Source organism: Streptomyces sp. NBRC 110028 (assembly GCF_001417735.1).
Classification (GTDB): domain Bacteria; phylum Actinomycetota; class Actinomycetes; order Streptomycetales; family Streptomycetaceae; genus Streptomyces.
Genome location: NZ_BBUZ01000035.1, coordinates 76854 through 88866, shown reverse-complemented (window position 1 = coordinate 88866; position 12013 = coordinate 76854). Strand labels below are relative to the sequence as shown.

General features: G+C 74.2%; 11 protein-coding genes. 3 read left to right on the top strand and 8 right to left on the bottom strand.

Annotated elements, in window-relative coordinates:
- Nucleotides 1-44 precede the first annotated feature (44 nt).
- Nucleotides 45-2534, bottom strand: coding sequence for a SpoIIE family protein phosphatase (locus tag ASC60_RS27815; RefSeq protein ID WP_055555652.1), 2490 nt, complete (start codon nt 2532-2534; stop codon nt 45-47).
- A gap of 93 nt (nt 2535-2627) precedes the next feature.
- Here ASC60_RS27815 and ASC60_RS27810 point away from each other — a divergent pair, with 93 nt between their 5' ends.
- Nucleotides 2628-3413 (top strand): SDR family NAD(P)-dependent oxidoreductase, encoded by a 786-nt coding sequence (locus ASC60_RS27810; protein ID WP_370592973.1) that lies wholly within the window; start codon nt 2628-2630, stop codon nt 3411-3413.
- A gap of 10 nt (nt 3414-3423) precedes the next feature.
- Nucleotides 3424-4569 carry a galactonate dehydratase gene (dgoD, locus tag ASC60_RS27805; protein ID WP_055555648.1) on the top strand — a complete coding sequence of 382 codons (1146 nt, stop codon included), beginning with the start codon at nt 3424-3426 and terminating at the stop codon, nt 4567-4569.
- Between the two features lie 16 nt (nt 4570-4585).
- Here the strand turns inward: dgoD and ASC60_RS27800 are convergent, their stop codons facing one another.
- Complete coding sequence (locus ASC60_RS27800) at nt 4586-5848, bottom strand: cellulase-like family protein (protein ID WP_055555646.1); 1263 nt, start codon at nt 5846-5848, stop codon at nt 4586-4588.
- A gap of 124 nt (nt 5849-5972) precedes the next feature.
- Between ASC60_RS27800 and ASC60_RS27795 the strand changes: the two genes are divergently transcribed.
- Nucleotides 5973-6683: a FadR/GntR family transcriptional regulator gene (locus ASC60_RS27795; RefSeq protein ID WP_055555644.1), complete on the top strand. Its 711-nt coding sequence runs from the start codon at nt 5973-5975 to the stop codon at nt 6681-6683.
- 15 nt (nt 6684-6698) lie between these two features.
- Here the strand turns inward: ASC60_RS27795 and ASC60_RS27790 are convergent, their stop codons facing one another.
- The 6 genes from ASC60_RS27790 to ASC60_RS27765 all read right to left on the bottom strand — a co-directional run bounded on the left by ASC60_RS27790 (nt 6699) and on the right by ASC60_RS27765 (nt 11993).
- Complete coding sequence (locus tag ASC60_RS27790) at nt 6699-6986, bottom strand: DUF1876 domain-containing protein (protein WP_055555642.1); 288 nt, start codon at nt 6984-6986, stop codon at nt 6699-6701.
- Between the two features lie 69 nt (nt 6987-7055).
- Nucleotides 7056-7673, bottom strand: a complete 618-nt coding sequence (locus ASC60_RS27785) for a hypothetical protein (RefSeq protein WP_063787226.1) — start codon at nt 7671-7673, stop codon at nt 7056-7058.
- A gap of 91 nt (nt 7674-7764) precedes the next feature.
- The gene (locus ASC60_RS27780) at nt 7765-8268 is read right to left on the bottom strand and encodes a carboxymuconolactone decarboxylase family protein (protein ID WP_055555640.1); all 504 of its coding nucleotides are present in this window, start codon (nt 8266-8268) and stop codon (nt 7765-7767) included.
- Nucleotides 8265-9047 (bottom strand): aminotransferase class IV, encoded by a 783-nt coding sequence (locus ASC60_RS27775; protein WP_055555826.1) that lies wholly within the window; start codon nt 9045-9047, stop codon nt 8265-8267. Before ASC60_RS27775 ends, ASC60_RS27780 begins: the two co-directional genes overlap by 4 nt.
- A gap of 122 nt (nt 9048-9169) precedes the next feature.
- Complete coding sequence (locus ASC60_RS27770; protein ID WP_055555638.1) at nt 9170-10405, bottom strand: FAD-dependent monooxygenase; 1236 nt, start codon at nt 10403-10405, stop codon at nt 9170-9172.
- Nucleotides 10398-11993, bottom strand: a complete 1596-nt coding sequence (locus tag ASC60_RS27765) for a class I adenylate-forming enzyme family protein (protein ID WP_055555636.1) — start codon at nt 11991-11993, stop codon at nt 10398-10400. Before ASC60_RS27765 ends, ASC60_RS27770 begins: the two co-directional genes overlap by 8 nt.
- Nucleotides 11994-12013 lie beyond the last annotated feature (20 nt).

The window sequence follows — 12013 nt, the reverse complement described above, 5'->3', positions numbered from 1 at the left end:
CATCACGTACCCGCCGGGGGCGGGTACGTACCGGAAGACACCGCCTACCGGAGCGGACCGGTCAGCGGCTGCTCGGCCCAGATGGTCTTGCGGTCCGCCGAGTACCGGGTCCCCCAGCGCCGGCTGAGCTGGGCGATGAGGAACAGGCCCCGGCCGCCCTCGTCCATCCACCCGGCCCGGCGCAGATGCGGGGCGGCCGCGCTGCTGTCGGAGACCTCGCAGATCAGCGACTGGTTTCTGACCAGCCGCAGCTGGATCGGGCCACGGGCGTGCACGATCGCGTTGGTGAGCAGCTCGGTGACCACGACCTGCGTGGTGGCCACGAGATGGTCCAGCCGCCACCGTGCCAGCTGGTGTGCCACCTGGGCCCGGGCCCGGGCCACGACGGCGGGCTCGGCGGGCAGGTCCCAGGTGGCGCAGCGGTCGTCGCTCAGCGCCCGGGTACGGGCCACCAGCAGCGCCACGTCGTCGGAGGGGTGCCCGGGGACCAGCCGGGAGACGACGGTGTCGCACACCGCGTCCGGCGACAGATCGCCGCACCCGTCGTCCAGGGCGCGGCGCAGCCGGTCCAGCCCGGTGTCGATGTCGTGGTCGCGCGATTCCACCAGGCCGTCGGTGTAGAACACCAGCAGGCTGTCGTCGGGCAGTTCGGCCTCGGTGGCCTCGAACGGCAGCCCGCCCACGCCCAGCGGCGGCCCGTTCGCGGACTCCAGGAACCGGGCCCGGCCGCCGGGGGTGACGACGGCGGGCGGGGGATGGCCGGCCCGGGCGAAGGCCAGGCGCCGGGTGATGGGGTCGTAGACGGCGTACACGCAGGTGGCGCCGAAGGCCCAGGCGTCGATGGCCGGTTCGGAGGCGAAACCGGCCGCGGGGTCCGTGGCGTCGCCGGACTCCTGGCCCTCGGCGGCCTGTTCGTCGACCAGCCGCCGCACCTGGTCGTCGACGTGGGCGAGCAGTTCGTCGGGGGGAAGGTCGAGATCGGCCAGGGTGCGGACGGCGGTGCGCAGCCGTCCCATGGTGACGGCGGCCTTCATCCCGTGGCCGACCACGTCCCCCACGACGAGCGCCACCCGGGCCCCGGACAGCGGGATCACATCGAACCAGTCGCCGCCCACCCCCAGCCGGCTGCCGGCCGGCAGATAGCGCGACCGGGCCTCCACCGCCGCCTGGCCGGGCAGCCGCTGGGGGAGCAGGCTGCGCTGGAGGGCGAGGGCGGTGCCGCGTTCGCGGGTGTAGCGGCGGGCGTTGTCGATGCAGACCGCGGCGCGGGCCACGATCTCGTCGGCCAGCAGCAGATCGTCCTGTTCGAAGGGGTCGGGGCGCTGCCGCCGCAGGAAGATGGCCACCCCGAGGGTGCTGCCGCGCGCCCGTACCGGCACCACCATCCAGGAGTGGATGCCCCACCGCTGGATGCCCTCGGCCCGCAGGGGATCGCCGTCGAGCCAGCCGGGGTCCGGCCCCGGGCCGTTCACCGTCTCCCGGACGGAGGTGCCGGTGGCCAGGGCGCGGGCGAAGGGGGAGTCCGGGGCGGACGCGTGGACGTCCACGTCCTCCACGTCGGCCACCGCCTCCGGGGTGCCGGGCACGATGGACTGGTGCGCGGCGCGCCGGAACACCGTTTTGCTGCCCACCGCCCCGGTGGGCGGCTCGTCGCCCTCGAAGACGGATTCGATCAGGTCGACGCAGGCGAAGTCGGCGAGCCGGGGCACCGCCACGTCCGCCAGCTCCTGGGCCGTGTGCAGCAGGTCCAGGGTGGAGCCGATGCGGACGCCGGCGTCGTTCAGCACCGCGAGCCGCTCGCGGGCGCGGTGCCGCTCGGTGATGTCGAGCACCGCGTGGCAGACGGCGAAGACCTCGCCGGAGCGGTCCTTGAGCGGGAAGACCGAGTTGGACCAGACGCGCTCCCGGCCCGGGTCGGAGGGCGCCCGGCCGCGCACCTCGACGTCGGCGACCGTGACGCCCTGGCGGAGCACCCGGTCCTGCATCTCCTCGATTCCGGAGGTGTCCACCTGCGAGACGATCTCGCCCAGGGTGCGCCCCAGGCGCTCCTCGTCCTGGACGCCGCTGAGCCGCCGCAGCGCGGCGTTCTGCATCAGGCAGCGGCACTCGGTGTCGTAGACGCTCATCGCGACCGGTGACGCCAGGCCCAGGCCGTCCAGGAGCGCGCGGCCGATGTCCTGGCGCCGCACCGACTCCTCGCGGGTGGCCTGCAGCAGCCAGTGGGGGTGCCCGTCGCCCAGGGACCAGGGCTGGGCCCACAGGACGGTGGGGATCTTGTGGCCGTCGCGGTGGCGCAGCACCGCGGGCCCGCCCCCGGCGGCGGTGTACGCGTCGAGGCGGGGCGGCCCCGGGCCCCGGTGCGCGAACAGCTCGGCCACCGGGCGTCCCACCACGTCCTCGGCCCGGTATCCGAGGAGGCTCCGGGCGCCGGCGCTCCAGCCGGTCAGCACGCCCCGCCCGTCCACCACACAGGTGGCGTCCGAGATCAGGTCGGGGAGGTGGTGGGGCCATCCACGGAAGGTGCTGTCGGCCATCGCATACGCTCTCGCCTCGTTCCGGCACGTGCAGCGAATTTTACTCCGCCCGGTTGACGGGACCCCTTGGCGTCACTCATTAATTCATATTTAATATCGGCCGTGAGCTCTTCTTCCCCCGCTCGGGGCCCCGCTCAGGGGCCCGGCTGCGTGATCGTCACCGGCGCCGCCGGCGGCATCGGCGAGGCGACCGCCCGCCGGCTGGCCGCGGACGGTGCCGGGGTGGTGATCGCCGATGTGCTGCGCGAGGAGGGCGAGGGCGTCGCCCGGGACATCCGCGCCGACGGCGGCCGGGCCGTCTTCCAGTACTGCGACGTGGCCGACGAGGCCTCCTGGGACGCGGCGGTACGCACCGCGACCGGGAGCTACGGACCGGTGGCCGGACTGGTCAGCAACGCCACCACGGTACGGATCTCGCCCGCCGACGCGATCGGCCTCGACGAGTGGAACCGGCAGCTGTCGGTCGGCCTCACCGCCGCCTTCCTCGGCTTCCGCGCCTGCCTCCCCGGCCTGCGGGCCACCCGGGGGAGCGCGGTCCTGGTGTCGTCCGTGCACGCCCTCGTCGGCCTCCCCGGCCGCCCCGCCTACGCGGCCGGCAAGGCCGGGCTCACCGGGCTGACCCGCCAGCTGGCGGTCGAGTACGGCCCCGCAGTGCGGGTCAACGCCGTCCTGCCGGGCCCCGTCCTCACCCGCGCCTGGGCCGGGATCAGCGAGGAGGACCGGCGCAGCAGTGCCGAGCAGACCGCGGCCCGCCGCCTCGGACGCCCGGCGGAGGTGGCCGGGGCCATCGCCTTCCTGCTCGGCGGCGACGCCTCGTTCGTCACCGGCGCCTCGCTGGTGGTCGACGGCGGGTGGAGCGTGCTGAAGACCAGTTCCTGAGGAGCGATTTGTGATCATCACCCGTGTGGAGACCTTCGCCGTCCCGCCCCGCTGGCTGCTGTGCCGCGTGGAGACCGACGAGGGCGTCGTCGGCTGGGGCGAGCCGGTGGTCGAGGGCCGCGCCGCCACCGTCCGCACCGCCGTCCACGAGCTGTCCGAACTCCTCGTCGGCAAGGACCCCGCGCGGATCGAGGACCACTGGCAGCTGATGACCAAGGGCTCCTTCTACCGCGGCGGCCCGGTGCTCTCCAGCGCCGTCGCCGGGCTCGACCAGGCGCTGTGGGACATCGCGGGCAAGACCCTCGGCGTGCCCGTCCACGTCCTGCTCGGCGGCCCGGTACGGGACCGGGTCCGCGCCTACAGCTGGGTCGGCGGCGACGAGCCCGCCGCGATCGGCGAGGCGGTCGCCGCCCAGGTCGAGGCGGGATTCACCGCCGTGAAGATGAACGCCTCCGGGCGGATGAACCGGCTGCCCACCGTCTCCGACATCGACGCCGTCGTGGCCCGCGCCGCCGCCGCGCGCGAGGCCCTGGGGCCGGACCGTGACTTCGCGGTCGACTTCCACGGCCGCTTCACCGCCGCGGGCGCCCGCAAAACCCTGCCCCATCTGGCCCCGTACCACCCGCTGTTCGCCGAGGAGCCGGTCCTCCCCGAATACACCCATCTGCTCGGCGATCTCGTCGCCTCCTCGCCCGTTCCCATCGCCACCGGCGAACGGCTCTACTCCCGCACCGACGCGCTGCCCGCGCTGCGGGCCGGGGTCGCGGTGCTGCAGCCCGACCTCTCGCACGCCGGGGGCATCTCCGAGGTGCGGCGCATCGCCTCGCTCGCCGAGGTCTTCGACATCCCCCTCGCCCCGCACTGCCCGCTGGGCCCGGTCTCGCTCGCCGCCAGCCTCCAGATCGCCTTCGCGACCCCCAACTTCCTCATCCAGGAACAGAGCATCGGCATCCACTACAACGACGGCGCCGAAGTCCTCGACTACGTGGTCGACCCCGAGGTCTTCCGCTTCCACGAAGGCCACATCAACCGGCCGACCGCCCCCGGGCTCGGCATCGAGGTCGACGAGAAGGCCGTGCGCGCCGCCGACGGAACCACCCCCGACTGGCGCGGCCCGATCTGGCGACACCCGGACGGCTCGTTCGCCGAGTGGTGACGGCTGTGGAACGACCTCAGCCGCGCAGTATGGCGTTGCACTCCCGCTGCAGCGCGATGTCCTGCCACATCGGGTGCTGCGGCGCGGCGTTGGAGCACACCACCGCGCCCCACGCCCCGACCCGCGCCGTCTCGGTCACGGCGCGGCGGCAGAACGCGGCCCCCACCGGGCCCTCCTCGAACGTGCCGTGCAGCGGGGTGTAGCCGATCCAGCCCTCACCGAAGACCAGCGGCACTCCCGTCTCCGCCGCCCAGTCCGCGGCCGCCTCGATCCAGGTGACCAGCTTCTGCTCCATCGCCAGCCGGTGCGTCGCGTAGCGCTCGTACAGCCAGGCGTCCCACTTGACCGGATCGCACCAGTCGTGGACGTAGATCTCCCGCGGCCCGACCGCGGTGGCCGCCAGCCGCCACCGGTCACGCTCCGGCGGCACCCAGTCCGCCAGATCGGGCGCGCCGGGGCGCAGCAGTTCCCGGCGGGCCCGAGGCTGGGGGAAGGGCCGGGCCCGGTCGCGGATCGCGAAGGTGTCGATCAGCTCGCCGAGCACCCCGTAGACGTACGGGTGGAACACGGCGACGTCGACGTTCCGGGGCACCCCGCGCAGCGAACCCACCGGCACCATGGCGTAGTTGACGGTGACCGGCCGGTTCGGGTGGCGCTCCCTGAACCGGGCGAGACCGCGCTCCAGGCGCGGCCGCAGCGCGACGACCCGGTCCTCGCCCCGCAGCCCGTCGGTGAGCCGGGTCCCCTGCACCTCGTTGTGCAGTTCGGTGAAGGCGATCCGGTCCTCCAGGCCGTGCAGGACGAGGAAGTCGATCAGGTCGGCCAGCGCGTCCGCCAGCACCTCGGCGCGCCGCTCGGGATCGACCGCCATCAGGGCGTCGAACCAGGCGCGGTCCTCGGCGAACGACGGGCTCTGCTGGTACTCCCAGCTGGAGAGGATGACGTAGCAGTCGTGCCGGAGGGCCGTCTCGAACAGCGCCCGCAGATGGGCACGCCCGTCGATCTCGGCGACCGCGCCCACGTCGTACCAACGCGTCCGCTGCCCGTAGTCGCCGCCCAGCGGGCGCAGCCGCAGCCGGCTGGTGTCGAGTCCCGAACCGAAGAGCAGGTACGGCATCGCGCAGATGCGTACCGTGTTGTAGCCGCGGGCGACGGCGTCCTCGAAGGCGCGGTCCAGATCGGCGAAGGGCTCGCCCGGGCCGGTACGGGTGTACCAGCTGAAGTCCCACAGCGAGATGGTCAGCGTGGCCGGGAGATGGGCGTGCGGCGACTGCGTCACAGGGGGCTCCCCGCGGTCGGCGTGCTCGTCGGTGAGGTCGGTTCATCGTCCGGGCGGGCCTGGGGGGTGTCAAGATGTATTCATAAATAATGCCCAGTGGTTCCGTGTTGACGAGGAGAAGCCCATGGCGTCCTATTCCGGCCGCGGCGTGCACGGCCAGGTGGTCCAGCGGCTGGGCGCCCGCATCGTCGGCGGCCACTGGGCCGAGGGCGACGTCCTGGACGTACGGGCCCTCGGCGACGAACTGGACGTCAGCCTCACCGTGATGCGCGAATCCCTGAAGGTGCTGGCCGGAAAGGGGCTCATCGACGCCCGGCAGAAGCGCGGCACCTACGTCCGCCCCCGCTCCGCCTGGAACCTCCTGGACGCCGACGTGATCCGCTGGCGCATGGCGGGCGGCGACGGCGAGCGGCTGATGCGCGACCTCACCGATGTGCGCTCCGTCGTCGAGCCCGCCGCCGCCCGCCGGGCCGCGCTGCGCCGCACCGACGCCGACCTGACCGCGCTGGAGGCGGCGCTGACCGCGATGGAACGCGCCCGGGGCGACCTGCCCGCCGAGGCGGACGCCGACGCCGCCTTCCACCGGGCGCTGCTCGCCGCCACCGGCAACGAACTCCTCGCCCGGTTCGATCTGATCCTGGAGCCCGGGCTGCGCGAGCGCGACCGGCTGGTGCACGCGCGCGGCGACGCCGACGACCCGGTGCCCAGCCACCGCCGGGTGCTGGACGCGGTGCGCGACCGGGACGCCCCGCGTGCGGAGCTGGCCATGCTCGATCTGCTCGCCAAGGCCGCCGAGGACGTCGGCGCGGCCGCGTCCCGGCCACCCGGCGACTGAGGGAGCCGCGGGCGGTCAGACCACCCAGCCGTATCCGGGCCGGGGCTTACGCGGCGCCGGTGGCTCCTCGCTCTCGATGTCGTGTTCGGCGGCCCGCAGCAACTGCTGCCCGAGATCGCTCAGGGCCCGGCCCGCCGCCAGCTCGTCGCCGATCACCGGGATGTCCCGGTCCTCCGGGTTGCACCGCGCCGTGCCCCGGCCGGTGAGCGCCGCGTCGCCGGTGTCCAGCTCGACGCGCGCCTTCGTCCTGCCCTGGTCCTCGTAGAGGTAGAGATGGACCTTCCACTCCACTGTGTGCGGCATCGTCTGCTCCTCACCTCGCGTGCGGACCCGCGGTGGGGCGGCGAGACAGCCGGAGCCACCGAAGAGCGGTCAGCGACGGTTCCTGCCGGACCACGCGGGTTCCACCACTTTCCACTCTGCATCCCATCGGGCGTAGCGGCGGCGGTCCAGCACCTGCCGGACCCGGGCCCGCCCCGCGAACGCCGCGGCGGCCACGGCCGCGGCGGTCAGCATGCCGGTGAACCAGCCCATCGTCCGCGCGGTCGAGGGGGAGGCGGGCGGCTGGGCGAGATCCCCGTCCGGGCCCACCCACACCCGTACCTCCGCACCCGCGTCGGCACCGCCGGGCACCGTGGCCACCCCGGTGTGCCGGGCCCCGTCGTCGCCCGTCCAGTCGACCTTCGCCATCCTCAGGTCGGTGGCCTCCGACTGGCCCGGCCCGCCGGGAGGGGACTCGGCGAGCCGCGCGGTGATCTGGTGCCGCGCCATCGCCTGGTCGTGTACGACGCGCATCTGCGACGCGTAGGCGGCGTTCCCCGCGCTGATCGCGGCCATCGGCAGGCCGAGCACGAGGACCAGCAGGAAGAGCACGGTGAACCAGGACTGTACCCGGTCCGTCCGCCTGCGCAGCGGGTTGCGCCCCCGGGCCGGACGGCCCAGCAGGGGCGGATGGGGCCCGGAGGTGCCCCACGGTCCGTGGGTGTTCATGGGTCTTAAGGCCTCCAGCGTGTGCTGACGAACGTCGCGCGGCGCGCCATGCGCCGGGGTGCCCCATGGCGCGCCACGCGACGGCAGGGGGTCAGGTGCGAGGGGCGGGCTGATAGGCGCCGGGCACCATCCGGGCGCTGATCGCTGTGCGGTTGTACGCGTTGATGACGACCGCGGCCCAGATCAACGCCGCCACCTGCGGTTCGTCGAACACCTCGCACGCGGCCCGGTAGACCTCGTCCGGGACGTGGCCGTCGCCGACATCGGTCACCGCCTCGGTCAGGGCGAGCGCGGCCCGCTCGCGCTCGGTGAAGAACGGGGTCTCCCGCCAGGCGCTCAGGGCGTAGATGCGCTGTTCGGTCTCGCCCCGGGCCCGGGCGTCCTTGGTGTGCATGTCCAGGCAGAACGCGCAGCCGTTGAGCTGGGAGGCGCGGATTCTGACCAGTTCCAGCAGCTCGGGCTCGACCTTCGCCTCCGCCGCCGCCTCGACGGCCGCGGCGTGCAGGGCGCCCATCGCGGCGGACACCTTCGGGGCCAGCTTCTTCAGCTCCAGCCGGGCGGTGGTGGCCTGGGGGCCGGGTGCGGTCGCGGTCATCGGTGAGCTCCGTTCGTCGGCATGAGGACATCGGCACAGCTGTCGAGCCAGCTCTGCCAGGAAGCGGCGCGCAGGGCCGGTCCCGCGCGCAGCGGACGGCCGAGCCACGCGGTCACGGGCCGGATCCCGTGCAACGCGTTGACCAGCCACACCTCGCGCCCGTCCAGCTCCTGGACGGGACACCGGCGGTGTTCGGTACGGACGCCCAGCTCCGCCGCGCGCTCCTGGATCAGGGTCGTGGTGACGCCCGCCAGCAGCGGCAGGTCCGGCGGCGGCAGGCACAGCACGTCGTCCTCCCACCACAGGACGTTCGCCGTCGTCCCCTCCAGCACCAGCCCCGAGGGCGTGGTGAGCAGCAGCTCCTGGGCGCCGCGCTGGGCGGCCCGGTGGCGCAGATGTGCCAGCAGGGACAGATCCGGTCCCTTGCGGCGTGGATGGACGCGCGGGTCGAACTCCTCGGTCAGGCAGACGGCCACATTGGCCGTCCGGGGCGGTGCGGGCCGTATCCGCAGATAGAGCCGGGCCGGTTCCGGACCGGCCAGCTCGACCCGGGGGAACCAGCGGCCGGTGCGCGGCAGCGCCGCCACCGCGTCCCGCCAGAAGCTCTCGATCCGGGCCGGGGAGTCGCCCGTCGCCTCGGCGCACGCGGCGGCGAACCGCCGGTGATGGCGGTCGAGCGCCCGCGCCCGCCCCTCGTCGACCAGCCAGGAGTCGGCGGCCAGCAGCGCGCTGTCGGGCACCGGGCGGGAGGGCGTCAGCCCGCCGTCCTCGCGCCACATCAGCGTCCACTGCTGCTGCTCCGGGCGCTGCCCATGGCCGGTGCCGTCCCGGACCGTGCCGGTATGCCGGGCCGCCGTCACCATGTCCGGGTTCGTGTCCACGCCTTCGTTCCCCTCCACCGTCAGTACTTCCGCGCCGCGTCGGCCATCGGGCCGCCGCGGGGGCCGTACGGGGCATGCTCCAGCCACGCGCCGCACCGGGGGACCACCGGGGCCAGCGTGGCCGCCGCGCGTTGGGTCACCCGCCCCCAGCGCCGGGGCCGCATATGGTCCAGGGCCGCCCCCGCGGCCACGCTGTTGAACAGCGCGGCACGACGGCGGGTGGAAGCGAACTCACCGATGGCCACGGGTGCCCGCGACGGATCGGAGCATGCCACCGATATGGCGTCGGCCGCCGCGACCGCGTCCGCGATCCCGCTGTTCATCCCGCGCGCCCCGAAGGGCGGGAACAGATGGGCCGCCTCGCCCACCAGCAGCACCCGCCCGGTCGGGTCGGTGAACGCCGAGGCGACCTTGCGCAGGAAGTGGTACCGGGACACCCACAGCACCTGGTGCGCGCAGTCCTCGCCCACCAGCCGGGGCAGCCAGCGCCGCACCGCACGCTCGGTGTCGTACGTGCCCGGCGGGTCGTCCGCCCGGCACTGCAGGTCGATCTGGAAGCCGCCGGTGAACGGCACCCGCAGCACGGTGCGGCCGCCGGTGCCGGGGTGTTCGTAGTGGAAGACCCGCTCGACGGGCATCACGGCGCCCGCCGGATCCGCCACGTCCACCACCACGTGATAGCCCTCGGAACGGGTGCCCTCCAGCGGGATGCCCAGGGCCTTGCGCACCCCGGAGCGGGCCCCGTCGGCGGCGATCACATGGCCGGCTGTCCAGCCGCCGCCGTCCGCCGAGGTCACCTCCACCCCGGTGCCGCTGGCCCGGGCCCCGGTCACCTCCGCGTCGAAGCGGAAGTCCACGCCCGCGTCCAGGCACGCCTCGTACAGGAACCGCTCGGTGTCCACCTGGCGCAGGCTCGCGAAGGCGGGCAGCTTCTCCCCACCGCCGCCGTTGCCGGAGGACTCCGGATGGGTCTGCGCGAACACCTGGCGCCCGCGGTAGAGGGTGCGCCGGGTCCGCCAGGTCGTGCCGTACGCCGCGACGCGCTGCCCGAGCCCGGGGCGGGCCCGCTCCAGCAGCCGCAGCGACTGCCGGTGCACGAACAGCGCGCGGCTCCCGGGCCGCACCCGGTCCTTCGGCCCCGACTCCAGTACGGTGACCGGCAGTCCGCGGGCGCGCAAGCCGAGCGCCGCCGTCATCCCGACCGGCCCGGCACCCACCACCAGGACCGGCCGCGCGATCGCCGCCGGGTCAGCCATGGGCCCGGGCCGTGGACAGCGTGGGCAGTTCGCCTTCGGCCAGCAGCCGGCTGATCTCCAGCCGCTTGACCTTCCAGGTGCTCGTGCGCGGCAGGTCCTCGAAGCGGCACTGCACCGGATCGGCCAGCGTCGGCAGGTCCGAGGTGGCCAGTCGCCAGCGGTCGGCGTCCAGCGGCTCGTCCCCGCGGGTGCACACCACCGGCACCGGCTCCAGGGCGGGACCGTGGACGATGATCACCTCGCGGAGTTCGGTGACCCGGGACAGCAACTCGTCCTCGACCTCCAGATTGGAGTCCACGGTGCTGTTCTGGTCGACCTCGCGGTCCAGCAGATACAGCGCTCCCCAGCGGTCGCGGTAGCCCATGTCGCCCATCCGCCACCAGCCCCGGTCGACCTGGCGGGCGTATTGGTCGGGGGCGCCGAGATAGGTGAGGATCCGGCCGCGGGTGCGGGCCTCGATGGCCCCGGGCTTGCCCGGCGGACACGTCCGGCCCCGCTCGTCCACCACCCGGATCCGGGTGAACCCGGGGATCTGGGTCCCCACCCGCCGCCCCTGCACCCGGTCCGCGCCGCGCCGGGTGTACCAGCCGAAGGCGATCGGCCCGGTCTCGCTCTGCCCGTACAGCTGCACCAGCCGCGGGTCGCGGCGGCGGGACGCGCCGAGGAGCCGCTGCACGGTGCGCGGGTGGATGGCGTCGAAGGTGGAGCCGTACGCCCGTACGTTGGCCAGCGGCGCTCCGGGCGCGTCGGCCAGGTCCTCCCACAGCACGAAGGTGTTGGGGTGGGTCTCCACGATGCCGGGCCGGTACTTCGCCAGCAGCGGGCCCGCATGGGCCGGGTCGGGGTCGAGGAGGAGCAGCAGCGGACTGCCGAAGTGCAGCAGCACGCCCAGCAGGTGGTAGAAGCGGGAGTGCACGAACGACATGTGCAGCGCGGCGGACTCGCCGCGGGTGGCCCGGCCCAGCGCCTGCTGCGGTACCAGCCGGTTCCACATGGTGTGCGCGCAGTGCACCGCCAGCTTGGGGATGCCGGTGGTGCCCGAGCTGTGCGTGATCAGGGCGGGTTCGCGCGGGTGGAGCCGGATGGGCGCGCGGCGCGGCACCCCGGCGTACTCGGCGAGCGGGACCGCGTGCCCGTTCCCGGGCGCCTCGTCCACGGTGAGCACGCCCCGGGCGAGCCCGGTGTCCAGACCGCTCAGGGTGGATTCCAGCGCGGCCCGGTCGGTGATCAGCCACGGCGCGTGCAGCCGGTCGAGCAGCACCGCGGCCACCCCGCCGCTCAGCGAGGGCGACAGCAGCGCGGGCACCGCGCCGATCCGGGAGGCGGCGCAGGCCAGCAGCACGATGTCGACGTTGTCGCTCTTGTGGATCGCCACGTGCTCGCTCGGCCGCACCCCCGCCGACCACAGCCGGGCGGCCAGATCGTCGACCAGATCCGCCAGATCGGTGTACCCGAGGTCCGTACCGGCCTCCGGCGCGACGTCCAGCGGCCGGTCGAGCGTCACCCGGACCCTGCCGTGGCGGGCCGCGGCCTCCTGGAACATCAGCCCGAGGTAGAACCCGCGCTCGGGGAGTAGCCGCTCCAACATATGCAGTACCTACCGTTCGG